This is a genomic window from Mycobacterium sp. IDUB_1 (genome assembly GCF_055419625.1).
This window is the reverse complement of record NZ_JBVAYA010000001.1, coordinates 433014-459599: the sequence shown is the minus strand read 5'-3', so window position 1 is coordinate 459599 and position 26586 is coordinate 433014. Positions and strand designations below refer to the sequence as shown.

Sequence of the window (26586 nt, the reverse complement as noted above, 5' to 3'; positions counted from 1 at the left end):
ATGCCCGAGCCGAGCACGGAGAACGTGCGCGCCCTGCGCGCGCGGCTGGACGGTCTGACGCTGCGGGACGCGTCGCGGCTGGGCCGCAAGCTGCGTCAGCTCAGGTCCCCCGCGCCCTCCCAGCTGGACCGGCTGACCCAGCAGATCTCGGCCGCCGAGGCGCTGGTCGCCACCCGCAGGGCTGCGGTTCCGCAGATCAGCTACCCGGACCTTCCGGTCAGCGATCGCCGCGACGACATCGCCGCCGCGATCGCCGCGAACCAGGTGGTGATCGTGGCCGGCGAAACGGGATCGGGAAAGACCACACAGCTGCCGAAGATCTGCCTGGAGCTGGGCCGCGGTATCCGGGGCACCATCGGGCACACGCAGCCGCGTCGTCTCGCCGCGCGCACCGTGGCCCAGCGCATCGCCGACGAACTGGACACCCCGCTGGGCGAGGCGGTCGGTTACACCGTGCGCTTCACCGACCAGGCCAGTGACCGCACATTGGTGAAGTTGATGACCGACGGCATCCTGCTGGCCGACATCCAGCGGGACCGCCGCCTGCTGCGCTACGACACCCTGATCATCGACGAAGCGCACGAACGCAGCCTCAACATCGATTTCCTGCTCGGGTATCTGCGCCAGCTCCTGCCGCGCCGCCCCGATCTCAAGGTGATCGTCACGTCGGCGACCATCGAGCCGGAGCGTTTCGCCCGGCACTTCGGAGGCGCCCCGATCCTGGAAGTCAGTGGGCGCACATATCCGGTCGAAATCCGTTATCGCCCTTTGGAAGTTCCGGTGGTCGCCGACGGTGACGATCCTGACGACCCCGACCACGAGGTGGTCCGGACCGAGGTTCGCGATCCGACCGAGGCGATCGTCGACGCTGTCGCCGAGCTCGCGAGCGAGCCGCCGGGTGACGTGCTCGTGTTCCTGTCCGGTGAACGTGAAATCCGTGACACCGCAGAGGCATTGCGCGCAGACCTCGGCGAGAGGGCCGAGATCCTGCCGCTGTATGCCCGCCTGCCCACTGCCGAGCAGCAGAAGGTGTTCAGCCCGAGCCGCGCGCTCCGGCGGGTCGTGCTGGCCACCAACGTCGCCGAGACATCGCTGACGGTGCCCGGCATCCGCTACGTCGTCGACCCCGGGACCGCGCGGATCTCCCGGTACAGCCGACGCACCAAGGTGCAGCGGTTGCCGATCGAGCCGATCTCCCAAGCCTCCGCGGCCCAGCGCGCCGGCCGGTCGGGACGCACCGCGCCCGGTGTGTGCATCCGCCTGTACTCCGAGCAGGACTTCGAATCACGGCCCCGCTACACCGATCCGGAGATCCTGCGCACCAACCTCGCCGCGGTCATCCTGCAGATGGCCGCGCTCGGCTTCGGGGATATCGAGGGTTTCGGGTTCCTGGACCCACCCGATGCCCGCAGCATCCGCGACGGTATCGCCCTGCTCACCGAACTGGGTGCGTTCACCGATGGAGAACTGACCCCGCTGGGCCGTCGGCTCGCGCAGATCCCGGTCGATCCCCGGCTGGGCCGGATGATCCTGCAGGCCGACGCCGAGGGCTGTGTACGGGAGATGTTGGTGCTCGCCGCGGCATTGTCGATCCCCGATCCGCGGGAGCGGCCGACCGACAACGAGGAGGCGGCCCGGCAGAAGCACGCGCGCTTCGCCGACGAGAACTCCGACTTCGTGTCGTTCCTGAACCTGTGGCGCTACCTCGGGGAGCAGCGAAAAGAGCGTTCCGGCAGCTCTTTTCGTCGGATGTGCCGCGAGGAGTTCCTGCACTACCTGCGTATCCGGGAGTGGCAGGACCTGGTCGGTCAGTTGCGCGGCATCTGCCGTGATCTGGGCATCACCGAATCCGACGAGCCGGCCGACGTGGAGCGGGTGCACACGGCACTGACCGCCGGCCTGCTGTCGCACATCGGGATGCGTGACGACGCCAAAGGCCGGGAGTCCCGGGAGTTCCTCGGCGCTCGCAACGCGAAGTTCGTGCTGGCGCCCGGATCGGTGCTGACCCGCCGGCCGCCGCGCTGGGTGGTGGTGGCCGACCTGGTGGAGACCAGCCGGCTGTACGGGCGGATCGCGGCCCGCATCGATCCCGAGGCCGTGGAACGGGTGGCGGGGCATGTGGTGGTGCGCACGCACAGTGAGCCGCACTGGGATGCCGAGCGCGGTGCGGTGATGGCCTACGAGAAGGTGACGCTGTACGGGCTGCCGCTGGTGGCGCGACGGCGGGTGGGGTACGCGCAGATCGATCCGCCGGTGGCCCGTGAGCTGTTCATCCGGCACGCCCTCGTCGACCAGGACTGGCGCACCAAACATCACTTCTTCGCCGACAACGCCCGTCTCAGAACAGAAGTCGCCGACCTCGAGGAACGCGCACGCCGCCGCGACCTGTTGGTCGACGACGACGAGATCTTCGCGTTCTACGACGCCCGGATTCCCGCCGACGTGGTGTCGGCGCGGCACTTCGACGGGTGGTGGCGCAAAGAGCGGCACCGCGCGCCTGATCTGCTGACGATGACGCGAGATGATCTGCTGCGCAACGAGTCCGATGCTGATCAACCCGACGCGTGGCAGGCCGAGGATGTGGCGCTGCCGCTGTCCTACCGCTACGAACCGGGCGCGACCGACGACGGCGTCACCGTCCACGTGCCCGTCGACGTCCTGGCTCGGCTCGGCGGTGACGACTTCGCCTGGCAGGTGCCCGCTCTGCGCGAGGAACTGGTGACCGCTCTGATCCGCTCGCTGCCGAAGGACCTGCGCCGCAATTTCGTGCCCGCCCCGGACACCGCTCGCGCGCTGCTGTCCTCGATCACACCGGAGGACGGTCCGCTCCTCGACTCACTGCAGAGGGAACTACGCAGGCGCACCGGCATTCTCGTCCCGATCGACGCATTCGACCTCGACAAGATCCCGCCGCATCTGAGGGTGACGTTCGCGGTGGAGGCGGCCGACGGCAAGGTCGTCGCACGTAGTAAGGACCTCACGGAGTTGCAGCGAACGCTGGCCGCGCCGGCCCGTGACGCCGTGGCGGCCGCAGCCGGGGATCTCGAACGGTCCGGGCTGCGAGCGTGGCCGGATATCGACGAGGTGCCGCGCGTCGTCGAACGGCAGGGACGGTCCGGGAACACGGTGCGCGGATACCCTGCTCTGGTCGACGAGGCAACGTCGGTGGCGGTGCGGGTGTTCGCCAGTGCGGCCGAGCAGGCCATCGCTGCGCCGGCGGGCACCCGCCGCTTGCTGCGGCTGACCGGACCGTCGGTGGTCAAACAGGTCGAGAAGGCGCTCGACATGCGGACCCGGCTGTCGCTCGGGACCAACCCGGACGGTTCCTTGGCGGCGTTGATCGAGGACTGCGCCGACGCCGCGATGCAGCTGCTGGCTCCCGAACCACTCTGGACCAGAACAGAATTCGATCAAGTCCGTACGCGTGTCGGGCAATCTTTGGTCGCCACGACCCTCGACGTGGTGCGGCGCGCGGAAAAGGTGCTCGTCGCGCTGCACGACGTGTCGCTCGCACTGCCCGACACTCCGTCGTCGGTGCAGGCCGATGCGGTCGCCGACATCCGCGCCCAACTCGCGCGGCTGGTCCCCGCCGGCTTCGTGGCTGCCGCCGGGGCGCCGCGGCTGGCCGACCTGACCCGCTATCTGACCGCCGTCAGCCGACGGCTCGAGCGGCTGCCGCAGGCGCCGGCGGCGGACCGCGAGCGGATGGACCGGATAGGCGCCGTACAGGACGCCTACGACGACGTGGTGGCGGCGCTGTCCCCGGCGCGGGCGGCCGCCGCCGACGTTCGCGACATCGCCTGGATGATCGAGGAGTTGCGAGTCAGCCTGTGGGCGCAGCAATTGGGGACGCCGCGCCCGATCAGTGAGCAGCGCATCTACCGCGCGCTCGACGCGATCACGGGCTGAATCTCCTCAGCCCAGTGCGGCGATCCGCGCGACCGTCAGCGCGGACGTCAGCTGCAGCAGATCGGCGGGTCGCGACATCACCAGCCCCGTCAGGTCTTCCAACCGGCGCATCCGCTGGGCGACCGTGTTGGGGTGCAGGTGGAGCCGTTCCGCGGCGGCGCGCCGATCGAGTCCGGTGTCGACGACCACCCGGGCGGTGTCGAGCAGTGCCGTCGAGCGGGCGCGGTCATAGTCCATCGCGCGGCCGAGGACGGACACTGCGAACTCCCGCAGCCGCGCCGGATCGCCGAGCTCGAGCAGAAGCTGGTCGACCGTCAGCTGGGTCAGATCGATCACGGTGGGGGAGTCTGCCCCGGCGGCCAGGTCGAGTGCGCCACGCACGGTCCGGAAGGCAGCGGGCAGCTCCGAGGCACTCGCCGTTCTCGACACAGCGGCGTACACCCCTGGCACGGCAAGGGTGTCGAGCAGTCGGCGTGTCGTCTCCACGGCGGATTCGGCGGGCCAGAGCAGGATGACGTCGCCGCGGTGCACGGCCGACAGCGGCCGCACCGGCGCACGCCGGAAGAACCTGTCGGCGGTGGCCAGCACGCGTTCGGTGTCGGTGCAGCGCAACCCGATCAGCGTCTGGGTGCCGCCGAGGTCCCAGCCCAGCCTGCGGGCCCGGTCGAGGATGGCGGGAAGGCCGGCGGGGGCGGTGCCGAGCACGTCGGCCACGAGCGAACCCCGCAGGCGCTGTTCCACTTCGGCGGCCGTGCGGGCACGCAGCAGCTCGAGCGCGGTGACGACTGCGGCCTGTTCGACGGCGCGCACATCGACCGGCGACAACTGATCTGCTGGTGCGCCGACGCGGATGTGCGCCACCGCGGCGCCGTCGAGGATCACGTCGGTGACGGTGGCCCTCGGCTCATCGGGGGCGCTGTCTGTCTCGGTGACCGAGCCCGCGGCCGCCAGCTGCTCGCCGTAGGCGTCGTCGATCAGTACGGACCGCCCCAGGAGTTCGGCGAGTGCCTCGGCGACACCGGCGACGCCCTCACCGCGCAGGGCCGTCGCCGTCAGCAAGATGTGGACTTCCTCTGCGCGACGCAGTTCGGCGATCGTGGCCTGTTCGGCGGCCCGCAGCTGTGCGGTGCCCAGCGCGATGGCGACCTGGGTGGCCAGTGTGCTGACCAGGCCGATCTCGGCGCGATCGAATCGGTGGGGACGAGCGCGATATCCGTTGAGCGCGCCCACGATCGTGGCTCCGCGCCGCAGCGGCACCGAGATCAGCGCCCGGTAGCCCTGTTCGTGCGCCACCCCGCTCCAGGTGAAGCCCGGCTTGCGATCGATGTCGTCGACCGTCACCACCTCACCCGTGCGAAACGCGATGCTGGTCGGTGCCTCGGATTCGTCGCGCACGTCGAGCAGGATCGGCCGGTCGGCGTTGACCTGAGCGACGTAGTCCGGCGACAGCCCGTGGGAGCCGACGATCGTCAAGGCGGTGCGGCCGGCGGTGGTGAGAAACGTCGGCAGGAACACCGCGCAGAAGTCGTAGCCCAGCAGGGTGCAGGCGGTCTCGGCCACCCGGGTCAGCACGGCCGCCACGGGGGTGTCCCCGCCGACGGCTTCACCGATGTCGGCCAGCGCATCCAGCCAGAGTTCCAGCTGGTGCACGCCACCGTATGTATCAGAGGACACAAGAAAAAGTCTAAGTGTGTGTGTCAAGACATTGCCCGCATCTCGGTCGGGGCCGCACAGTGGTGGTCGTGACGGTGGTCACACGTCAAGGAGGTTTTTCGGTGAGACGTTCGATTCGGATCTGGGTCCGCGTGGCGATCGCGCTCGCGTCGATATCGGCGGTGCTCGTGAGCACCGGGTGCGCCGCCGGACTCGGCGGCCCGGCGTCCTCGCGCACAGCGCGCGACGGCGTCATCCGGTTCACGTTCGCGCCCGACCCGATCTGGGACTACATGCACGAGACCGGAGTCGTCGCGCAGTGGGAGCACGACACCGGCTACCGCATCGAGACGAGCGCGACCTGGGACGAGTTCGGTCTGTTCGCCGGCGGCCACGCCGACATCATCTCCACCGCGTCGTTCGAGGTGCCCGGACTGGAGGAGCAGACGCGCCGCGAGACCCTCATCATCGGCCGCTACAACGCCGAACGCAGCCGAATCCTGGTCCGCGCAGGCGATCCCGCCCAGACGCTGGCCGACCTGAAAGGCAAGCGGCTGGGCGTGTTCACGACCGTCTCGGGCACCCTCGTCTGGAGTGCGCTGGTCAAACAGCTGCACGGCGTCGACCTCACCGGCGGTGACTACGACGTCGTCGTCGCAGACATCCAGAACCTGTCGAACTTGTTGGCGCGCGGCGAGATCGACGCCTGCATCTGCTATCCCGATCTGTCTGCCCGCGAACTGCGCGACGGGTCGGTGCGCCCGCTCTACGACGGAAAGTCCTCGGCCGACCTGTTCGCCGAACTCGTCGCGCCGGGTCACGACGGTCCGATGGGCAATGTCTTCGTCGCTCGCAAGGACTGGGTGGAAGGCCATCCGGCCGAGGTGTCGGCCTTCCTCGACCTGTGGGACCGCGGCCTCGCCGAATGGCAGGCACACCGCGACGAGATGATCGAACGCTACCCCCAGCACTTCGCAGTCGCCACACCCGAGGACATCGCGTGGATGAAAGACTATGTCGCCGAACATGACTGGGTAGTCGACGAGGTCCGTTTCGACCCCACGTGGGCGGAGGACGAGAGCTCGGTGTTCGACCTGATGCGCACCACCGGAGTCATCGGCGACGACGTCACCGATCCGAAGTTCCTGCCCACCGAAGGAGTCCAGCCGTGACCGCCACCCTCACGCAGGCGCCCCGGCGCACGCTGAACCTCCGGTGGCTCGCCTCGGGCGCAGCGCTGGTCGCCGCCATCGCGATCTGGGCGGCCGTCGCAGCCTTGATCGACGACCCGATCGTGCCCCGGCCGGCAGGAGTCGCCGAGCAGGTCGTCGCGATCGTGGTCTCGGGCGAGGCACTGACCAACTTCGCGGTCAGCATCGCCAAGATCGCCGCCGGTTTCGCGATCGCGATGGCAGGCGGTCTGGTGATCGGATTCCTGATGGGCCGCAGCCCGTTCATGACGTCCTACTTCTCTCTGCCGCTGTTCGTGCTCGGCAACATGCCCGGGCTGACCTACGCCGTGTTCGGGCTGCTGATCTTCGGGGTCGGCGCGGGTGGACCGATCGTCGTCTCCGCCCTGGTGGCCCTGCCGTTCATCGCGATCAACGTGGCCGAGGGCGTGCGGTCGGTGGACGGCAAGCTGCTGTCGATGTGTCATGCCTTCGGGCGCAATCGCTTCGACGTAGTGCGCCACCTCTACCTGCCCGCGGTCACGACCTTCGTCTTCGCCGGTGTCCGATACGGCTTCGCGATGGCGTGGAAGGTGGAAGCGCTGACCGAGGTGTTCGGCGCCAGCAGCGGCGTCGGCTTCATGATCCGCAAGGCCTACCAAGAGTTTCGCGTCGACGACATGCTTGCGTGGACCGCCCTGTTCATCATCGCGATGGTCCTGATCGAACGCGGACTGGCTGCGCTGGAAGACCGCTTCTTCGCCTGGCGAAAGGACATCGCATGACCACCCTCACTCGTCATCGGATCACAGGCGGGACCCGTTCGGCCACAGCAGTTCTGGCGGCTGTGGCGAGCATCCTGGCCGTCTGGAGCTTGGCTGTGGTGCTCGGCAACCGGGTGCCGTCGCTGCCGGATGCACTGACCCGGTTGAGTTCCGAGGCAGCCGCCGGCCAACTCTGGGGCAACCTGGCCATCAGCATGAACCGATTCGCGCTCGGACTGCTGGCGGCCCTCGTCGTCGGTACCGCACTGGGCGTGCTGATGGGACTGTCCCGACTGGCCGATCTGGCCTTCGCCGACCTGACCGCGGCCGGTCTGGCGATCCCCGCGGTGATCTGGGCCCTGTTGACCACGATGTGGTTCGGCTTCGGCTGGCTCACCCCGGTGGTCACCGTGTTCCTGTCCGGTCTGCCGTTCGTGATCGTGAACATCGCCAAGGCCACCCGCGCGGTCCCTGCGGACCTGCTCTTGATGGCGCGCGCGTTCGGTGTCTCCCAGCCAACGGTGCTCCGCCAGATCGTCGCGCCGGCCGTCGCCGGCTCCGCGGTCGCCGCCGTGCGCTTCGCGATCATGAGCGCCTGGAACGGTCTGCTCCTCGCCGAATGGTTCGGCTCCACCTCGGGCGTCGGCTGGCGCGCCCGCTACTGGTACGACGCCAACCAGCTCGACGGGTTCCTGGCCTGGGTGCTCGTCTTCATCGCCCTGCTGGTCGTCGCCGACCTGCTGATCCTCGGTCCCATCGAGCGCCGCACCACCCGCTGGCGCACCGTCTAGAAAGCGAGAAAACGCATGGCTTCCATCGACATCCAGCAGCTGATCAAGGAGTACACCGATCGCCGGGGTGCAGTCACCCGGGTGATCGACGCGATCGACCTGACGATCTCGGGAGAGACGTTCGTGTCGGTGGTCGGCCCGTCGGGCAGTGGAAAGACCACACTGCTCAACATCGTCTCTGGCATCGAACCGCACACGTCCGGCACGGTGTCGCTGCGGGCAGGGGAGCGCGACGCCCGCGTCGGTTACGTCTTCCAGGACCCCCGGTTGCTGCCGTGGCGCACCGTGATGGCCAACCTCGGCTTCGTACAGCACGAGCGCGACGGCTGGCAGGACCGCGCGCGGCACTACCTCGACCTGGTCGGGCTGAGCCACTGCGCGGACAGGTTCCCCGCACAGCTCTCCGGCGGGCAGCAGCAGCGCATCGGCATCGCCCGCGCGTTCGCCGTCGAACCCGACATCCTGCTGATGGACGAACCGTTCAGCCACCTCGACGCGATGACGTCGCGCACACTGCGCGAACACCTGGAACGCATCTGGCTCGAGTCGCGGCGCACCGTCATGTTCGTCACCCACGACGTGACCGAAGCGGTGCAGCTCTCGGACCGCATCGTCGTGCTCGCCCCCGGCGGGCGAATCCACGAGATCATCGACGTCGACCTGCCGCGCCCGCGCAAGGCGTCCGATCCCGCGGTGGCGATCCTGCAGGCCGAGGTCCTCGCCCGCTTCGAGGCGCTGGAAGCGATGGGGGCCGCCGTATGAGCACGACACTGCGCCGCGGGCCGATCGACGTGCACGCGCACTGGCTGCCGCGGCACCTCTTCGGCCTCGCCCCCGGTTCTCCGTTGCCACCGCTGCGGGATCACCACGGCGAACTGCATCTCGGTGAACTGCCGCTGTCCATCGAGACCGACGCGATGAGCGATGTGAGCCGGGTGCTCGCCGACACCGACGCCGCCGGTCTGGGTGCCCGTGTGCTGTCTGCCCCGCCGTTCGCGTTCCCGGTCGCCGACGGCGCCGATGGGGTCGACGAGTTCGTCGGGACCTACAACGACGATCTCGCGAAGGTCTGCCGGAACAGCGATGGTCGACTGATCGGACTGGGGTTGATCTCGCTGCATGACCCGGTGGCCGCCCGCAGGCAGATGGAGGCGCTGGCGGGGGTCGAGGCGATCCGTGGTGTCGCGGTACCGCCACTGTTGGGCGCCACCTCCTTCGATGTCGCGCCGATGCGTGAGATCGTGGGCACGGCAGCAGAACTCGGACTCGCCGTACTCGTGCACCCGATGCAGCTGCCCCGGCCGGAGTGGGCGTCGCACTACCTTGTCAACCTGATCGGCAACCCCGTCGAATCCACCACGGCCGCGGCCGCACTCACCCTCGGCGGCGTCCTCGACGAGTACCCGTCGCTGCGGATCTGCCTGGTGCACGGGGGCGGCTGCGCACCTGCTCTGGTGGGTCGTTGGGCACACGGTTGGCAGCAGCGCGCCGACGTGCGCGGCACAGGCACCCGGCCGCCGCGGGAGACGTTCTCCCAGTTGTGGTTCGACACACTCACCCACGATGTGCCGGCACTGGAGCTGCTGAAAGCACAGTCCGATCCGGCCCATCTGATGTGCGGCAGCGACTACCCGTTCGACATGGGCACGCCCGACCCTCTGCACCTTCCGCACGCGGCGGACATCGACGACGCCGCACTGGAGGCCAACGCCCGAGCATTCCTCGGACTCGACACAGGAGATGAACGATGAGCGACACTGCTTGGCGCGGTCACCGCGCGCTGGTGATCGGCGGTTCGATCGGCGGGCTGACGGCAGCGCTGTTGCTGCGCCGCCTCGGCTTCGACGTCGACGTCTACGAACGCACGCCGACCGACCTCGACGGCCGCGGCGGCGGCATCGTCCTGCAGCCCGACACGCTGCGCTGGTTCGCCGAGTGCAGCACTCAGCACCCCGAGACGGTCAGCACGCAAACGCATTTCGTTCAGTACCTGGGTGCGGGCAACGCCGTCGTGCACCGTGAACACGCGCCGTGGAGTTACACGTCGTGGGGCACGTTCTACCGGGCGCTGCTGGCCGACTTCGATCGTCTGAGTGGCACCGAGCACTACCACCTGGGCGAGTACGCCGCCGGCTTCGACCAGGACGCCGACTCGGTGACGGTGCGGTTCGCGTCGGGCCGGTCCGAGACCGCCGAGCTCGTCGTCTTCGCCGACGGCATCGGGTCCCCGAGCCGGCGGCGCATCGCCCCCGAATCACACATGGAGTACTCCGGCTACGTCGGTTGGCGCGGCACCGTGCCCGAACGGGACGTGACGCCCGAGACCTTCGAGCTGCTGCACGATTCGATCACCTACAGCGTGGCGCCGCACACTCATATCAACGTCTACCCGATCCCCGCCCCCGGCGGCGGGCTGAAGATCGGCGAGCGGCTCCTGAACTACGTCTGGTACCGCAATGTCCCCGAGGGGCACCAGCTCGACGAACTGATGACCGACAAGCGCGGCTTCGTCGCCGGGGTGTCGCTGCATCCCGGCCAGGTGCAGGACCGATTCGTGGACGAGATGCGTTCGGCTGCAACCGAACTCTTGGCACCGGCGGCCGCAGAGGTGGTGCTGCGCACCGAACAGCCCTACCTGCAGGCGGTCTATGACGTCGGCGCCTCCCAGATGGCGCTCGGGCGGGTGGCCCTCGTCGGGGACGCAGCCAGTGCCGCCCGCCCGCACGCGGCTGCCGGCACCGCCAAGGCCGCGGCGAACGCGTGGGCGCTCTACGACGCGCTGTCCGACAGCTCCGACGTCGCCGAAGCGCTGGCCAAATGGGAGCCCGGCCAGCTCGAGCTGGGGCAGCGATTGCTGCGCCGTGTCAAAGAGATGGGCACCCGCTCGCAAGTGGACTGCACCTGGGTCCCCGGCGATCCCGACAACCGGTTCGGCCTCTACGGCCCGGGCCGATAACCCACGAGGAGAGACCATGACAAGTACCCGTGAATTCCTGACAGACGCCCCGCTGGCGGGGACCCTGGTGGGCACCGACTTCGACGGCTGGACCGACGAGCTGCGCGCCGAATTCGCCGAGCACGCGCACGACGGTCGTGTCGGTTCCCGGCTGCTCAGCGAGAACGACAGGGTCCGGGTCTGGGAGATCCGGCTGGCGCCGGGGCAGCGGTGGCACGCCCACCGTCACGTCCTCGACTACTTCTGGACCGCGGTCACCGCCGGACGCAGCAAACAGCACACCGCCGACGGCACCACCCGCGAGGTCTCCTACGACGCCGGCGAGACCCGCCACTTCGGTTTCGCGGCAGGTGAATTCCTGCTGCACGACATCGAGAACGTCGGCGACACGGAGCTGGTGTTCACCACGGTCGAGCACCTCGACTCCGCGAACGCGGCGCTTCCGCTCTAGGGGCTGACCGCGGCGCTCGCGGGGTCGATGAGGATCTTGGCGTGCGTCTCGGGGTCACCGAGGGCGTCGAAGGCCGCGGCGACGCCGTCGAGGCCCACGGTTCCGGTCACGAGTGCCGAGGCGTCGAGCTTGCCGTCGGCCAGCATGTGCAGGGTGTCGCGGAACTCCAGCGGCGTGTAGCCGAACGCGAACCGGATGTCGACCTCCTTGCCGATCGCCATGGCGGGCCGGATCTTGTCGTCGCCCATACAGACGCCGACCACGACGATCCGCGAGGCCAGCGGGGCGGCGCCGATGACCCCGTCGATCATCCCGGGCACCCCGACGCATTCGAAGATCACCGGCCGCTTCGGCGCGGTGCCGCCGAGGCGGTCGGCCAGCCGATAGACGTGCGACCAGCCCGGGATCTTGCGCAACTTCTCCATCGACCCCATGCCGAGCTCGTAGAGCGCCGGGAGTTCGGTCATCCCGCGCTGCTTGCCCGGCACGGCCTCGTACGGCGAGTCGACAGCCGGGTCGACGACGACGTCGGCACCGCACCGCGCGGCCAGCGCCCGCCGGCCGGGGGAGAAGTCACTGGCGACGATCGTGCGGACCCCCAGCGTCTTCAGGTGACAGATCACCGCGAGCCCCACGGGGCCGCAGCCCAACACGATCGCGACGTCCTTGGTGGCGATCTCGCTGCGCCGCACCGCGTGGTAGGCCACCGCCATCGGCTCGGTGAGCGCAGCCGTCGCGGGGTCCAGGCCATTGGGCACGACGAACGTCATCGCGGCCTCGGCCAGCACCTGCTCGGCGTAGGCGCCCGGCGCCAACGGTGAAAGACCCGTCAGATGCACGCCGCCGCGCGCACGCAGCAGCGGGAACGACACCACCGTGGTGCCGGGAGTGAACTCCTTGCCCACCTTGCGTCCGCGTTCGGCGACCACGCCGCAGAACTCGTGGCCCATCACCACAGGGGTGTCGCCGCGCATGAAGTCGGTGTAACCGCCTTCGGCCATCACCTCGCGGAGTTCGTCGGCGTGATCCTTGGCGTGCAGGTCCGATCCGCAGATGCCGCAGCGCAGCACCTCGAGCACCAGCTGGCCCTCGGCGGGGGCGGGATCGGGAAGGTCGATGACGTCGAGAGAGCCGTGCACACAGCGGACCGCTTTCATCGGCCCATCGTCGCACGGTAGAACAGGCCTATGACCAGACGGCAGAAGTGGGCGGGGATCGCACTGGCGGTACTGGCCGTCGTCACCGTCGTGCCGGGCGCGCACGCCGAACCCGAGTCGCCTCCGGGGGTCGCCGCGGTGCCGGTCGTCGAGCCCGTCGTGCTGGGAGAGATGCCGCACGATCCGATGGCGTTCACCGAGGGATTCGAGATCGACGACGGCGTGCTGTACGAGGGCACCGGCGAGGTGGGCACCTCCCAGCTGCGCGAGCTCGACCCTGACACCGGCGCCGTCCGCAAGGCCGTCGACATGCCCGGCCGCTACTTCGGTGAGGGTGTCACCGTGGTCGGGGACCGGGTCTGGCAGCTCACCTACACCGACGGGGTCGCCGTCGAATGGGATCGGGCCACGCTGACCCCGATCCGTGAAGTCCCGATCACGCCGCAGGGCTGGGGGCTGTGCCGGGACGGCGACCGGCTGATCCGCAGCGATGGCACGTCGCGGCTGCGTTTCCAGAACCCGGACGATCTGACCGAGACCGGCGGCGTCGACGTCACCAAGTCCGGATTGCCGGTCACCGGCCTGAACGAACTCGAGTGCGTCGGCGACCGGGTGTGGGCCAACGTGTGGCCCACCGACACGATCGTGCGGATCGATCCGGCCACCGGTGCGGTGGATCTGGCGGTCGACGCCAGCGGGCTCCGCGCGCGCGGGATTCCGCCGACGGCGCAGGTGCTCAACGGGATCGCGCACGTCGCCGGTGACGAGTTCCTGCTGACTGGCAAGTACTGGCCGACGACGTTCCGGGTCAGGCTCGGGTGAGCACGGTGAGCACCCAGATGAGCAAGGCGCGCTCGCTGTCGATCGTCACCCTGGCCTACGTGCTGGCCGTTGCCGTGGCCGCCGCGTGGTTGCTGTGGGGACCAGGCACCGGGCGGCTGTGGCTGGACACCCTGATCGCCGATGTGCTGGCCACCCTGGTGGTGTTCGCGTTCAGCCGCGCCTATCGCAATTCGAGCTTCTACGACGCCTATTGGAGCGTGATCCCGCCGCTGCTGCTCTTCTACTGGTGGAGCCAGGGGCACGGCGATCCGCTGCGGTCCTGGCTGCTCGCCGTTCTGGTCGTCGTGTGGGCGGTGCGGCTGACCGGCAACTGGCTCTACGCGTTTCCCGGGCTGCACCACGAGGATTGGCGCTACCCGATGTTCCGCGAGAGGGCGGGCCGCTGGGAGTTCGTGGTCGACCTGGTCGCCATCCACCTGATCCCGACGTTGCAGGTGTTCCTCGCGATGGTGCCCGCCTACGTGGCCGTGACGACGCCGGAGCGCGGCCTGGCATGGCTCAGCGTGGTCGCGTTCGTGCTCGGAATGGCCGCGGTGGCACTCGAATTCACCGCGGACGCGCAGATGCACCGCTTCGTCCGCGACCGTGAGCCCGGTCAGGTGATGGACCGCGGCCTGTGGGCCTGGTCGCGCCATCCGAACTACTTCGGGGAGTTCGGGTTCTGGTTCGCGGTAGCGCTTTTCGGTGTGGCGGCCTGGCCGACGGCGTGGTGGCTGTTCGCGGGTGCCGCGGCGATGCTGGCGATGTTCCTGGGCGCGAGCATCCCGATGATGGAGGAGCGCAGCTTGGCCCGCAGGCCCGACTATCAGGCGGTGATCGACCGCGTGCCCCGGTTCGTGCCCCGGCCGCCGGCGAAGGTGCGCGCGTGAAGCGGGTGGTGATCGCCGGCCTCGGCGACACCGGGGTGCTGACTGCGATCAAGTTGGCGCGCCACGCGCAGGTCACCGGTATCTGCAGCAAGCCGGGCCTGGTCAGCGGTCAGGAGTTGGGCTGGCGGCTCGCTCGGCCTGACGAGTGGGCGCGGCACAACTGGATCCCCTACGGCCGGTTCCGGGGGCTGGACCGGGTCACCACGGTGCACGGCACACTCACCGGCGTGGACCTCGAATCACGCAGTGTTGCTGTCGAACTCGCTGACGGCGCAACGCAGCAGGTGCCCTACGACGCGCTCGTCATCGCGACCGGGGTGCGCAACGGGTTCTGGCGCACACCCGTGCTGCAGGGGGCCGACGAGGTCGACGCGGATCTGCGCGCGCCGCACGAGAAGCTCGCCGCGGCGCGGTCGGTGATCGTGGTCGGCGGGGGAGCGGCCGCGGTCAGCAGCGCTGCGCAGATCGCGACCACGTGGCCGGGGAAACGAGTGGACCTGTACTTCCCCGGAGAGCGCGCGCTCGCCGGACACCATCCGAGAACGTGGAAGACAGTGCAGCGCAGGCTCACCGATGCCGGAGTGAGGTGCCATCCCGGTCACCGGGCCGACGTGACAGAGCTGCCGACCGATCTGACGTCTGGCCCGGTGCAGTGGCGCACCGGTCAAGCTCCGGCGGCGGCCGACGTGGTGCTCTGGGCGATCGGGCGAGTCGTGCCCAACACCGGCTGGCTGCCCGGCGACGTGCTCGACGAGCAGGGCTTCGTGCGCGTCACCCCGACACTGCAGGTGCCGGGGCACCCGGAGGTGTTCGCGATCGGCGACGTCGCCGCCACCGATCCGCTGCGCAGCTCGGCGCGCAACCGTGCCGACGGCCTGCTGGCCCGCAACGTGCGTGCGTTCTTCGACGGCGGTGAGCTCAAGTCTTACCGCGCGCCCACGCGGCGGTGGGGATCGGTGCTGGGCATCCAGCCCGACGGGCTGGAGGTGTTCGCACCCAACGGCCGTGCGTTCCGGTTCCCGGCCTGGTCGTTCGACCGGGTGCTGATGCCCTGGATCGTGGCCCGGGGCATCTACCGGGGTATCCGGGCGCGCTGAGCGCTCACCCGGCCACGTCGAAGAACGTGACGGACAGCTGGGATTCGGCTGGGGTGAGCCGGTGTTCGGCCAAATGGGCCAGCAGGATTCGGCGGGCGGGTGCCCCCTGCAGTGCGACCACGCGGACGTCGTCACGCAGATTGGACAGCGCGAGCCGCGGTGCCATCGACACCCCGAGGTCGATGGCCACCATCGCCTGCGCCTCCTGGTAGTCGTTGGCGGCGAAGGCCACTGACGGGGTGAATCCAGCTGCGCTGCAGGCTCGTTCGAGGGCCTCGCCGACCGGGTGGGTGTCTTCACGGGTGATCCATTGCTCGTCGGCGAGTTCGGTCATGTCGATCGAGGAACGGTCCGCGTAGCGATGGTTGGCCGACACCAACAGCATCGGGGGGTCCACGAGCAGCTCGCGGACCACCAGATCGGTGTCGGCGACGGGGGCCCAGTGATAGTCCCAGAGCAGCGAGAGCTCGATCTCGCGAGCGTCGAGCATCGCGCGCAGCGCGGCGAAGCGGGAACTGCGCACGGTCAGTGAGACGGCGGGGTGGCGGGACTTGAAGTCCTTGACCACCCGGGGCAGCAGCCCGGCGCCGGCGGTGGGGAAGGTGCCGAGGCGCACGGTCCCGGACCGAAGGCCGGCGATGTCGTCGAGCTCGCTGCGCGCGGCGCGCAGCTGCAGTTCGATCCGCTCGGCGCGCCGGATCAGGGCGCCTCCCGCCTCGGTGAGGCGTACGCCGCGGGCATGTCGTTCCAGAAGTGGTTGTCCCGCTTCGGCTTCCAGCTTGGCGATCTGCTGAGAGATGGCCGAGGTGGTGTAGCTCAACCGGGTGGCGGCAGCGGTCAGCGACCCGGCCCTCACCACGTCGACGAGGAGCAGCAGCCGCCGCGGGTCCAGATCGCTCATGCCCACCAGACTATAGCTGAACTTAAGCCATATCGAGTTTTCCGAGATTGTTCTAGAGGCTGGATGTGTTGCATCCTCGAATCACCGGCCAAACGTGACCGGTATCACGCACAGACGAAAGGTCGTCACATGCTCACCCTGCGAGGCACGTGGATGCGCGGCGGGACCAGCAAGTGCTGGCTGTTCAACGCCGTCGACGTCGACCCGCTGGTTCGCGAGGACGGTGACCTCGATCGTCTCCTCAGCGCCGCGTTCGGTTCCGGGGACCCCGCGCAACTGGACGGTGTCGGCGGCGGCAGTTCGACGACGTCGAAAGCCGCTGTGGTCCGCAGGTCCGCAGTGCCGGGCATCGACATCGACTACCTGTTCGCCCAGGTCGCAATCGGACGGCGCGCGGTCGAATGGGGCAGCAACTGCGGTAACTGCGCCACCGCGATCGGGCTGTACGCGCTGCAGTCCGGGTTGGTGCCCGTCGCCGCTGAACGCACTGTCATCCGGATGCGCAACCAGAACACGGGCGCTGTCCTGACCGCGGAGATCGACACAGCGCAGGCACGCATTCCCACCGAGGGCACCGCCGCCGTGCCCGGCACGACGGCGCTGGGTGTGCCCGTCGCGCTCACCTTCGATGCCGTCGTCCCGTCCGCCGCTGCTCTGCTTCCCAGCGGCGCCGTCACCGACTCGCTGGAAGCTGCCGGCCGGCACTATGACGCCACACTGGTCGCCGCCGGTGCGCCCGCTGCGCTGTTCGCCGCACGCGACTTCGCGATGACGGGCGCCGAGAGCAACGACGTGCTCGCCGAGCGGCTCCCGGTGCTCATCGAATTGCGCCGCCAGGCCGCCCTGCGGATGGGCCTGGCGCGATGCACCGACCCGGTGTCGCATGCCGTCCCGAAGGTCGGCATCGTCGGCCCCGCAGTGCCGTACCGCACCACCGCGGGCGAGTCCGTCGACGCGCGCGACTACGACGTCTCGGTCCGCATGGTGTCGATGATGGCGCCGCATCCGTCGATCGGATTGACGTCCGCGGTCGCGATCGTCGCCGCGGCAGCCGTCGACGGCAGCACCGTCGCCGGTCACATCGGCGCCTGCGCCCCGGGACGGCTGAGGATCGGCACGGCCGCCGGGGTCGTGCACGCGACCTACACCCGGCACGACGACGGCACAGTCGATTCGGTCAGCCTGCACCGGGCAGCGCGCCGCATCGCCACCGCCGAGCTGTATGTCGCCGACACCACCGCCGCGCTCGCGGGGGCACCGTGATCGGCCCGTTCTCCGGACTTGCGGGTCTCTTCCTGCCGATACTGGCAGCGAGCCCGCCGGCCGGAGCCATCCCACCCAGCCCCCGACCGGCGACCGCGAACGCGGTCACCTCGAGCAGATGAAGGAAACCATGAAAGTCACGATCGAGCACCTCACCCTCGCCTACGGGGGGAACACGGTCGTCAGCGATCTCGACCTGCAGATCAACGACGGCGAATCCCTGGTCCTGCTCGGCCAGTCGGGCTGCGGCAAGACGAGCACCATGCGCTGCATCGCGGGTCTGGAGACGCCCAACGTCGGGCGCATCACGATCGGTGACCGGGTGGTGCACGACAGTGCCAGCGGGAAATCGGTTCCGCCGCACAAGCGCAACGTCGGCATGGTCTTCCAGTCCTACGCGGTGTGGCCGCACAAGACCGTCTTCGAGAACGTCGCGTTCTCGCTGCGCATGCAGAAGGTCTCGCGCGCCGAGACCGCGACGCGCGTCGGCGAGGCACTGGATCTGGTCGGGTTGGGTGAGTTCGCGTCGCGGGGTGCGAGCCTGCTCTCCGGCGGCCAGATGCAGCGCGTCGCCCTGGCCCGCTCCCTCGTCATGCGCCCCAGCGTGCTCATGCTCGACGAACCGCTGTCCAACCTGGACGCGCGGCTGCGCGAACGCCTCCGGATGGAGTTGCGCGAACTGCAGCTGCGGCTGGGACTGACCACCGTCTACGTGACCCACGACCAGATCGAGGCGTTCGCGCTCGCCGATCGGATCGCGCTCATGCAGAAGGGCCGCATCGTCCAGATCGGCACCCCGGAGCAGATCTACAAGCAGCCGACGTGCGCGAGCATCGCCGACTTCCTCGGCATCGGCAACATCTTCCGCGGTAGCTCTGGCGCCGACGGTTTCCGCCTGTCCGACTACCCGGCGATCACCGTCGATGTCGATCACCATGCCGGCGACGACCCGTCGATCGTGTGCCTGCGCCCCGAGGACCTGTTGGTCACCGGTCCGAACGAGCCACGCCCGGCCGGTCAGCACTGGACCGGACGCATCGAGGTCGCCAGCTACCAGGGCGCCTCCATCCGCTACCGGGTCACCCTCGACAACGGCCCCGAGATCGAGGCCATCGCCACCGGACACGGCAGCCCCGTCCTGGGCATCGGCGAGGACGCGATCGTCACCGCGCGCCCCGGCGCAGCCCAGGTCCTGATCGACGACCGCGCCGACACCACGCCGGCGGTGACGGCATGAGCGCCCCCACCCTCACCCGGCCGGCGCCGCCGACCCCAGGAGGCCCGGACGTGCAGGTGCCCCAGCCCCGGCGGCGGATGAGCCGCTGGATTCCGGTCCTGCTGCAACTCGCGGTGCTGGCCGTGATCGTGCTCTGCCCGATGTTCTTCATCCTGGCGGGTGCGTTCACCACCGACTCCGACCGTGAATCCCTGTTCGACTTCGGCAGTTTCACGCTCGACAACTTCACCGTCCTGGGCTCCGGAACGGCACGCACCGCGCTGCTGAACTCCGCGGCCGTGGGCATCGGCGCCTCGATCGTGGCCCTCGTGATCGGCTGCCTGCTGGCGTTCCTCGCCGCACGCACCGACGTGCCGGGCCGAAAAGCGGTGTACGGCATCGCGATCATGCCGCTGTTCCTGCCCGCACTCGTCGGCGCGCTGGCCTGGGCCCTGCTGGGTGGACCGGCCACCGGCTATCTCAACCTCGCGCTCAACGCGATCGGGCTGCCTCACCTGATCAACATCTACAGCTTCGCCGGGATGGTTCTGGTGCTGGGTCTCTATTACGCCCCGTACCCCTTCCTGATGGTGCATTCCGCCCTGTCGCTGATGAACCCCGACCTCGAAGACGCCGCGAGCCTGCACGGCGCTCGCGTCAGCCAGATGCTGCGCAAGATCACGTTCCCGCTGGTGATGCCCGCAGTTCTCGGCTCGGCGATCCTGGTCTTCGCGCTGACCGTGGAGAACTTCCCCGTGGCCCAGGTGATCGGCGTCCCCGGTGGTGTCGACACGCTGCCCACGCTGATCTACCGGTTGATGAACGCCTCACCAGCCCGGTCCAACGACGCCGCCGCCGTGGCCGTCGTGTTGACCGTGCTGCTCGTGGTGGTGGTCGCCTTCCAGCAGCGAGCGATGGGTAACAAGCAGTACACCACCGTCAGCGGCAAGGGTGTACGTGCGCGCCGAGTCCCATTGCGGGGCTGGCGGATTCCCGCCGCGGTGTTCGCGTGGACGTACTTCGCCCTGGCGGTCCTGCTGCCCGTCGGCGCCCTGGTGATCGCAGCGATGCAGACCAGCCCCTATGTCGCCGACCTCGGCCAGCTGGCCCGCCCCGGCGCACTCTCGCTGTGGGGCATGGGGCAGACGCTGACCGATCCGGACTTCCACAGTGTGGTGATCAACAGCGTGGTGGTGGGCGTGGCGACTGCTGCCATCGGAACGGCACTGTGCTTCGCGCTGGCCTACACCCGCTACCGAACCAATGCGCCCGGCCGAAAACTGCTCGAGTACGTGGCGATGCTGCCGCTCGCGGTGCCGGCGATCGTGCTGGGCCTGGGTCTGCTGTGGACCTGGCTGGCGCTGCCCGTGCCGATCTACGGCACGCTGGCCGTGCTCGTCATCGCCTTCGTCGCGGTCTTCCTGCCGCAGGGCTACCGCGGGGTGTCGGCGTCGATCATCCAGCTGGACAAGGACCTCGAAGACAGCGCGATCATGCTCGGCGCCCGCCGCAGGCGGGCAATCACCTTCGTCACCGCCCCGCTGCTGCGCGTCGGACTGTCCTCGACATTCCTTCTCCTGCTGATGCTCTCGATGCGCGAGCTGACTGCCGCACTGTTCCTGTTCACCTCCGACACCCGCCTGCTGTCGATCGCGATCTTCGACGCGTACGACAACGGATCGTTCCAGTCGGCGGCTGAGCTCAGCCTGCTCTACTGCGCGGTCATCGGCGTACTCGCGGTGCTGGCCCGCCGCTTCGGTTCCAAGGAGATCTCATGAAAAAGATCAGCACCCTGCTGGCCGCCCTGGTGGTCGGTGCAGGCCTGGCCGCCTGCTCACCCCCGCCGGAGGCCCCGCCCCTGGCCAAGCCCGCCCAGTCCATCCAGCGCGACGGCGCGCTGGTGATCGACGGAGAGACCATCGCCGATCCGGCACTGTGGAAGACCGCCCAGGAAGAAGGCGGGCTGGTCCTCTACAGCGGCTACACCCAGGACAGCGAAGCCACCGTGCTAGAGCAGTTCAAGGCCGACACGGGCCTGGACGTCAAGCTGATCCGGTTGACGCCCAACCGCCTCTACGAGCGCCTGGTCGCCGAGTACGGGGCAGGCAAGCTCAACGCCGACGTGGTGCGGATCTCCGACGCGGGATTCGTCTCCGGGCTCAGCAAGCGCGGCGTGTTCGCGCCGTACACGCCGTCGACCGCGGTCAATCTGCGCGACGACGTGGTGTTCGACGGGGGTGCCTACTACCGCACCTTCGATCCGATCTACACCTTCGGCTACAACACCGCGATGATCGACAAGGACGCTGCGCCGACTGCGTGGAAGTCGCTGCTCGACTCCCGCTGGGACAACAAGCTAGGCATCGCCCAGGCTGGGGCGGGTGGCAGCGCATTGGCGCTCACCCGCTTTCAGCGCGAGGTGCTCGGTGATGACTATCTGCGGGACTACGCCGGCCGGACAAGGGTTTTCGACTCCCTTGGCGCTGAGCTCGACGCGTTGGCCCGCGGTGAGATCGAGGCAGGCACCGTCGTGGTGAGCAGCGTCAACATCGCGATCAACGAGAACGCACCCGTCACGTTCGTCGTGCCGCCGGAGGGGGTCACGGCCTACGACTACTACACCGGTCTCGCGTCAACCGCGCACAACGTCGCGGCGGGCAAGGTGTTCATGAACTGGAACCTGTCCAAGCGCGGTCAGAACGTCATGCGCGACATCGGCGAGTACTCGGTGCGCACCGACGTCCCGGCTCCCGAGGTGCGCGGAGTGTCGTTGCCCGACTTCGACGATCCCCGCGTGCACCGGATCACCCCGGCCGACTCCATCACCCACGCCCCCGACGACCAGAAGGCCTGGAACGCGATCTTCGGCTACAACGAATAACGGCACGAACCCGCAGATGCCCCGCTACTGGCGGGGCATCTCGGCGTTGATGCGGTCCAGCAGCTGCGGATACCGCTTGGCTTCGGGGTGCCCACTCGGCTTCCCACTGCTCACCACCGCGACCGAGAGGGCACGCTCGGGGTCGGCCCACATCGCGATGTCGGTGAGGCCCGTGTGGCCGAAGGCGCCGGCGGCATCCCGCCCGAATGGGCCGAAGCGCTTGGAGCCCAACATGTATCCGGTGCCCCAGCGCATCGGCTTCAACCCGGTCGCCAGGTCCGGGCGCAACCGGCGGGCCTCCCGGGTGGCTGCGCGCAGCGTCTCCGGCGACATCACCCGGAAACCGTCGAGTTCACCTCCGCGACAAAGTATCTCGGCGAACCGGGAGAGCTCGTTGGCGTTGGACACCGTGCTGGACGACGGGATCACGCTGGTCAAGAAGGCCGGGGTGTTGGAGAACGGGATGATCTGCTGCGGCGTACCCCCGACGGCGGTCTTGAACGCCTTGGCGATCGGCGCGGGCAGCGGCTTGCCGGTCACATGGCTCGGCGCGACCAGTGGAACATCCTGCGGCGCAACACCGTAATTGGTCCAGCGGAAGTTCAGCGGCGCCAGGATCTCCTCGCGCAGGATGTCACGGATGCTGCGACCCGTCGCGGCGTTGATGATCTCGCGCATCAGCGGACCCCATGTCACACCGTGATAGATGTGCACCAGACCCGGTGGGTAGACCGGCTTCATCTTGCCGAGCATGTCGCGCGCGTAGTCGCTGTCGTCCATCCGTTTGAGGTCCGGTCGCGGACCGGTCGCGAACGGCACACCGGCACTGTGCGTCATCACGTGCCGGATCGTGGTGCGGTCCTTGCCGTGGCTGGTGTAGGTGGGCAGGTAGTCACAGACCCGGTCGTCGAGCGCGAACACACCCCGCTCGATGAGCATGTGCGCGACGGTGGTGGTGATCGCCTTGGCGGTGGAGTACACGCAGAACGGGGTGTCGGTGCCGACGACGACCTTCTCCGCCTCGGGCGGGTCGGCGGGGCCGTTACCCCACGCGTGGCCGATCGCTCGATCCAGGACGACGCGGCCGTCGCGGCGGATACACACCTGGATGGCCGGCTGCATGCCCGCCGCGTACCAGTGCCGGGCCGCCTGCCAGATGCGCTCGACGGCGGCCGGGTCGAGACCGGTGTGGTCCTCGGCGCCGACCGAGGTCACCGCATCGAGGTCCGCTGGCACCGCGATGCGGCCGTCACCCCGGTCGGAACCGGCCGAGCTCAGCGAGGCCCTCCGTTGAACATGCCGCTGCCGATGGCCTGGGTCAGTGCGCCGAGCAGGTCGCCGGGGCCGGGCTGGGGCGGCATCGGGCCGTTGGTGAGCTGCCAGGCCTGGCAGTCACTGGTGGTGAACGACGTGTCGGTCGCATCGATCTGCACGAACGCCGGCTTCTTGGTCAGGGCGTTGTCGACCAGCTTGTCTCCGGCTGCGCGCTTCCAGTAGCAGGCGCCGTTGTCGACCGGGCCGGCGGACTGGTACACGCCGGGAAGGATGTCCTTGCCGACCGCGTACGACCCGTCGGCGTCGATCGTCGTCTTCGGGCCCTCGCCGGCGGGGGCCGGAGGGGCGGGCGCAGGAGGCGCGGGCTGAGCGTGGGCCAGGGGCGCCACGACGCAGGAGCACGTCAGCGCGACGGCGGCGGTCGCGAAACGCAGCGATCTCATGAGAAAACCAGCCTCATAGAAAGACAGTCTAAGTGCTGCGGCGGCGGGCGTGAACCCGCCGCCGCAGCACCTGGTGTTCTGCTCGGTGTCAGCCGGCCATGAAGGTGTTGTAGGCCGACTGCAGATCGGCGGGCAGCACGTTCACGTTGCAGGTGCGCTGGGTGTCGCCGATCGGCGCCAGAATGCCCCGCAGGTCGTAATACTCACCCGGGTTCGCGGTGAAGTAGGTCCGCAGGTTCGCTTCGGCGTCGGGTCGCGGCTGGTGCATCGCGGCCGTCACGGCCTGGTTGGCACCGGGATGGCTGTCGAGGTACTGGCGTGCCGCGGTGGTCGCCGAACCGACCGTGCCCGCGACCTGGCTGGCGCTGCAGCCCTGGATGGGCTGAGCCGACGCGACAGGCGCGGCAACACCTGCGACAGCAAGCCCGCCGAAGACACACGCCGCCCCGACGCGAGCCATATTCTTGCGCACGCTGATAGCACTGGAATTCATGGTGATTGTGGTCCTTGTCAGAGTTTGTTGACGTCGTACGTATTGCGTTTCCCCGCCCGAAATCCACGGTAACCCCGTGCGAGAGGGCTCAAACCGGACCGGATGACGCCGCCGCATCCACCGGTGGAGTGTTACAGGATCGAGGCGTGAGATCGGCCTCAAAACAACCGCGAAACCCCCTCTGACGTTGGGTCATCGTTGAGATTTCTCACGATCGGTGACGCTTCCTTAAATGATCGTGATGTGCGTTGTGTCCGAATCGTTATGTGCCAACGGCTAATTTGGTGGCGTGAAGCTGGATCTGCTGATGCCCGGCATCGAGGTGGGGCTCGTCACCACGAACCTCGACGCGATGACCGCGTTCTACGAGGGGTTCCTCGAACTCGAGCCGCAAGGGGAGATCGCCTTCGCGGGCGGATCGCAGCGCCGCTACACGCTCGGCACGTGCGTGCTGAAGCTCGTCACCTACGACACCCCGCCCGCCCCCGCGATGCCCGGCGGCGGGCGTGCCCAGGCCGGCCTGCGGTACTTCACGATCGGGGTCACCGGGCTGCGCGACGTCGCGGCGGCGTTCGAGGCGTCGCCTTATCAGATCGTCGAGCCGCCGACGGAGTTCGCGCCGGTGCCCGGGATGGGCTTCATGTTCGTCGCCGACCCCGACGGCAACCACGTCGAACTGTTCGGCACCCTATGAGCCAGCCCGGGTACCCGCCCCCACCGCCCGCGGCCTGCTACCGGCACCCTGACCGGGGAACCTACGTCCGCTGCACCCGCTGCAACCGCTTCATCTGCGGGGAGTGCATGCACAGCGCGGCGGTCGGTCATCAGTGTGCGGAGTGTGTCGGCGCGGGCGCCCGGTCGGTCCGCCAGGCCACCACTCCGTTCGGCGCGGTCGCGCGCCAGTCGACGACGCCGGTGATCACGTACGCGCTGATCGGGCTCAACGTCGCGATGTTCGCGCTGCAGATGGCGCTGCCCGGCTTGGAGCGCGCGCTGGCGCTGTGGCCGATCGCGGTCGCCGACGGCGAGTGGTACCGGCTGTTGACGTCGGCGTTCCTGCACTTCGGGTTCGCCCACATCGCGTTCAACATGCTCGCGCTCTACTTCGTCGGTCCGCCGCTGGAAGTGGCGCTGGGCCGGCTGCGGTTCGCTGCGTTGTACCTGCTCAGTGCGCTGGGCGGCTCGACGCTGGCCTACCTGCTGACGCTGAACGCGCTCACCGCCGGTGCCTCGGGTGCGGTGTTCGGACTCTTCGGCGCGACGTTCGTCGTGGGCAAGCGGCTCAACATGGACGTCCGCGGCGTCGTCGGGGTCATCGTCTTGAACCTGGCGTTCACGTTCGTCTTCCCGTTGATCAGCTCGCAGAACATCAGCTGGCAGGGCCACGTCGGCGGGTTGATCACCGGCGCCGCGGTGGCCGCGGTCTTCGCCTACGCACCGCGCGCCCAGCGCACCGCGGTCCAGGCCGGCGCCTGCGCCGCGATCCTCGTTCTCCTGGTCGCCATCGTGGTGTGGCGCACGGCAGACCTCCAGGCGACGTTCGGGCTGTGACCGGTTAAGCGGACAGGCCCGTCGCGCCCGCGACAGCCTCCAGGGCAGCCAGGTGCTCGTCGACCGACGTCAGGCCGGCGCCCATGGTGTTCACCGTCAGATGCGTGGCGCCGGTCTGCTGCCACGACTCGATCGCCGCGACGGCGGCGTCGAGATCGCCCTCCCAGCTGACGCGTCCTTCCATCCCGATGCTCGCCGGATCTCGTCCGGCGTCGCGGGCCGCCTGGTCCACCACGGCACGCGCCTCGTCGAGACGCGGCCCCGGCGCGAACATCGGGAACCAGCCGTCGGCGAGCCGGCCCACCCGGTCATAGGCCCGCGGCGACGCCGCGCCGATCCACAACGGGATGGGACGCTGCACCGGCAGCGGAGCCACGCCCGCGCCCACCACGCGGTGATGACGCCCCTCGAAGGTCACCGAGCGCTGGGTCCACAGCCGGCGCAGCAGCTCCATCTGCTCTTCCGACCGTTTGCCCCGATCGCGGAAGTTCTCGCCGAGCGCCTCGTACTCGACGGCATTCCAGCCCAGCCCCACACCAAGCCGGAACCGTCCGCCCGTCAACAGGTCCACTTCCGCGGCCTGCTTGGCCACCAGCGCGGTCTGGCGCTGCGGCAGGATGATCACGCCGGTGACCAGCTCCAGCGTCGTCGTCACGGCCGCGAGATAGCCGAACATCACCAGCGGTTCGTGGAACGTGGTGTCCACGTCGTACGGGCCTGCCCAATCGCGGTGCACGGCCGGGTCAGCTCCGAGCACGTGGTCGTAGGCGAGAAGGTGGGTGAACCCGAGTTCCTCGACCCGCTGCCCCATGGCGCGCACCGCGCCGGGGTCGCCGCCGAGCTCGGTTTGCGGAAAAACCACGCCGATGCGCATACCGGGGCCAACCGCCACAGCGTGGAAATT

General features: G+C 69.0%; 24 protein-coding genes. 17 read left to right on the top strand and 7 right to left on the bottom strand.

The window, feature by feature from the left end:
* The gene (hrpA, locus tag ACZYYX_RS02295; RefSeq protein ID WP_463812777.1) at window positions 1–3909 is read left to right on the top strand and encodes an ATP-dependent RNA helicase HrpA; all 3909 of its coding nucleotides are present in this window, start codon (window positions 1–3) and stop codon (window positions 3907–3909) included.
* 6 nt (window positions 3910–3915) lie between these two features.
* Here hrpA and ACZYYX_RS02290 read toward each other — a convergent pair whose 3' ends face one another.
* Window positions 3916–5583, bottom strand: coding sequence for a helix-turn-helix domain-containing protein (locus ACZYYX_RS02290; RefSeq protein ID WP_463812776.1), 1668 nt, complete (start codon window positions 5581–5583; stop codon window positions 3916–3918).
* A 101-nt stretch (window positions 5584–5684) separates the two neighbouring features.
* On the opposite strand from ACZYYX_RS02290, the gene ACZYYX_RS02285 reads away from it, so the two are divergent.
* Genes ACZYYX_RS02285 through ACZYYX_RS02255 form a run of 7 tightly spaced genes read left to right on the top strand, consistent with a single transcriptional unit; the run spans window position 5685 to window position 11693 of the window.
* Window positions 5685–6734 (top strand): ABC transporter substrate-binding protein, encoded by a 1050-nt coding sequence (locus tag ACZYYX_RS02285; protein ID WP_463812775.1) that lies wholly within the window; start codon window positions 5685–5687, stop codon window positions 6732–6734.
* Entirely contained in the window at window positions 6731–7516 is a 786-nt protein-coding gene (locus ACZYYX_RS02280; RefSeq protein WP_463812774.1) for an ABC transporter permease, read from the top strand. Before ACZYYX_RS02285 ends, ACZYYX_RS02280 begins: the two co-directional genes overlap by 4 nt.
* Window positions 7513–8286, top strand: a complete 774-nt coding sequence (locus ACZYYX_RS02275) for an ABC transporter permease (protein ID WP_463812773.1) — start codon at window positions 7513–7515, stop codon at window positions 8284–8286. The genes ACZYYX_RS02280 and ACZYYX_RS02275 overlap by 4 nt, the downstream gene beginning before the upstream one ends.
* A 15-nt stretch (window positions 8287–8301) precedes the next feature.
* A complete protein-coding gene (locus ACZYYX_RS02270; protein ID WP_463812772.1) occupies window positions 8302–9048 on the top strand; it encodes an ABC transporter ATP-binding protein in 747 nt (248 codons plus the stop codon).
* The gene (locus ACZYYX_RS02265) at window positions 9045–10037 is read left to right on the top strand and encodes an amidohydrolase family protein (RefSeq protein WP_463812771.1); all 993 of its coding nucleotides are present in this window, start codon (window positions 9045–9047) and stop codon (window positions 10035–10037) included. Before ACZYYX_RS02270 ends, ACZYYX_RS02265 begins: the two co-directional genes overlap by 4 nt.
* Entirely contained in the window at window positions 10034–11242 is a 1209-nt protein-coding gene (locus ACZYYX_RS02260; RefSeq protein ID WP_463812770.1) for an FAD binding domain-containing protein, read from the top strand. Before ACZYYX_RS02265 ends, ACZYYX_RS02260 begins: the two co-directional genes overlap by 4 nt.
* A gap of 16 nt (window positions 11243–11258) precedes the next feature.
* Entirely contained in the window at window positions 11259–11693 is a 435-nt protein-coding gene (locus ACZYYX_RS02255; RefSeq protein ID WP_463812769.1) for a cupin domain-containing protein, read from the top strand.
* On the opposite strand, the gene ACZYYX_RS02250 is transcribed toward ACZYYX_RS02255, so the two are convergent.
* Window positions 11690–12850: a zinc-binding dehydrogenase gene (locus ACZYYX_RS02250; protein WP_463812768.1), complete on the bottom strand. Its 1161-nt coding sequence runs from the start codon at window positions 12848–12850 to the stop codon at window positions 11690–11692. The genes ACZYYX_RS02255 and ACZYYX_RS02250 overlap by 4 nt on opposite strands.
* Window positions 12851–12880: 30 nt before the next feature.
* On the opposite strand from ACZYYX_RS02250, the gene ACZYYX_RS02245 reads away from it, so the two are divergent.
* Genes ACZYYX_RS02245 through ACZYYX_RS02235 form a run of 3 tightly spaced genes read left to right on the top strand, consistent with a single transcriptional unit; the run spans window position 12881 to window position 15659 of the window.
* A complete protein-coding gene (locus tag ACZYYX_RS02245) occupies window positions 12881–13672 on the top strand; it encodes a glutaminyl-peptide cyclotransferase (RefSeq protein WP_463812767.1) in 792 nt (263 codons plus the stop codon).
* Window positions 13673–13689: 17 nt separating this feature from the next.
* Window positions 13690–14562, top strand: coding sequence for a DUF1295 domain-containing protein (locus tag ACZYYX_RS02240; RefSeq protein ID WP_463814771.1), 873 nt, complete (start codon window positions 13690–13692; stop codon window positions 14560–14562).
* Window positions 14559–15659 carry an FAD-dependent oxidoreductase gene (locus tag ACZYYX_RS02235; protein ID WP_463812765.1) on the top strand — a complete coding sequence of 367 codons (1101 nt, stop codon included), beginning with the start codon at window positions 14559–14561 and terminating at the stop codon, window positions 15657–15659. Before ACZYYX_RS02240 ends, ACZYYX_RS02235 begins: the two co-directional genes overlap by 4 nt.
* Window positions 15660–15663: 4 nt before the next feature.
* Here ACZYYX_RS02235 and ACZYYX_RS02230 read toward each other — a convergent pair whose 3' ends face one another.
* Window positions 15664–16560: a LysR family transcriptional regulator gene (locus tag ACZYYX_RS02230; protein WP_463812764.1), complete on the bottom strand. Its 897-nt coding sequence runs from the start codon at window positions 16558–16560 to the stop codon at window positions 15664–15666.
* A gap of 129 nt (window positions 16561–16689) precedes the next feature.
* Here ACZYYX_RS02230 and ACZYYX_RS02225 point away from each other — a divergent pair, with 129 nt between their 5' ends.
* The 4 genes from ACZYYX_RS02225 (at window position 16690) to ACZYYX_RS02210 (ending at window position 21920) form a co-directional block, all read left to right on the top strand.
* Complete coding sequence (locus tag ACZYYX_RS02225; RefSeq protein WP_463812763.1) at window positions 16690–17823, top strand: PrpF domain-containing protein; 1134 nt, start codon at window positions 16690–16692, stop codon at window positions 17821–17823.
* 130 nt (window positions 17824–17953) lie between these two features.
* The gene (locus ACZYYX_RS02220; protein ID WP_463812762.1) at window positions 17954–19060 is read left to right on the top strand and encodes an ABC transporter ATP-binding protein; all 1107 of its coding nucleotides are present in this window, start codon (window positions 17954–17956) and stop codon (window positions 19058–19060) included.
* Complete coding sequence (locus ACZYYX_RS02215) at window positions 19057–20817, top strand: ABC transporter permease (RefSeq protein ID WP_463812761.1); 1761 nt, start codon at window positions 19057–19059, stop codon at window positions 20815–20817. Before ACZYYX_RS02220 ends, ACZYYX_RS02215 begins: the two co-directional genes overlap by 4 nt.
* Window positions 20814–21920, top strand: a complete 1107-nt coding sequence (locus ACZYYX_RS02210) for an ABC transporter substrate-binding protein (protein ID WP_463812760.1) — start codon at window positions 20814–20816, stop codon at window positions 21918–21920. Before ACZYYX_RS02215 ends, ACZYYX_RS02210 begins: the two co-directional genes overlap by 4 nt.
* 24 nt (window positions 21921–21944) lie before the next feature.
* Here ACZYYX_RS02210 and lipE read toward each other — a convergent pair whose 3' ends face one another.
* The 3 genes from lipE to ACZYYX_RS02195 form a co-directional block, all read right to left on the bottom strand.
* Entirely contained in the window at window positions 21945–23198 is a 1254-nt protein-coding gene (gene lipE, locus ACZYYX_RS02205; RefSeq protein ID WP_463814770.1) for a lipase LipE, read from the bottom strand.
* Entirely contained in the window at window positions 23195–23638 is a 444-nt protein-coding gene (locus tag ACZYYX_RS02200) for a hypothetical protein (RefSeq protein WP_463812759.1), read from the bottom strand. The genes lipE and ACZYYX_RS02200 overlap by 4 nt, the downstream gene beginning before the upstream one ends.
* Before the next feature lie 88 nt (window positions 23639–23726).
* On the bottom strand, window positions 23727–24131 hold the full coding sequence (locus tag ACZYYX_RS02195) for a heme-binding protein (RefSeq protein ID WP_463812758.1): 405 nt from the start codon (window positions 24129–24131) through the stop codon (window positions 23727–23729).
* Between the two features lie 307 nt (window positions 24132–24438).
* On the opposite strand from ACZYYX_RS02195, the gene ACZYYX_RS02190 reads away from it, so the two are divergent.
* Entirely contained in the window at window positions 24439–24825 is a 387-nt protein-coding gene (locus tag ACZYYX_RS02190; RefSeq protein ID WP_463814769.1) for a VOC family protein, read from the top strand.
* Window positions 24822–25682 carry a rhomboid family intramembrane serine protease gene (locus ACZYYX_RS02185; RefSeq protein WP_463812757.1) on the top strand — a complete coding sequence of 287 codons (861 nt, stop codon included), beginning with the start codon at window positions 24822–24824 and terminating at the stop codon, window positions 25680–25682. Before ACZYYX_RS02190 ends, ACZYYX_RS02185 begins: the two co-directional genes overlap by 4 nt.
* Window positions 25683–25686: 4 nt before the next feature.
* Here ACZYYX_RS02185 and ACZYYX_RS02180 read toward each other — a convergent pair whose 3' ends face one another.
* A complete protein-coding gene (locus ACZYYX_RS02180; RefSeq protein WP_463814768.1) occupies window positions 25687–26556 on the bottom strand; it encodes an LLM class F420-dependent oxidoreductase in 870 nt (289 codons plus the stop codon).
* Window positions 26557–26586 lie beyond the last annotated feature (30 nt).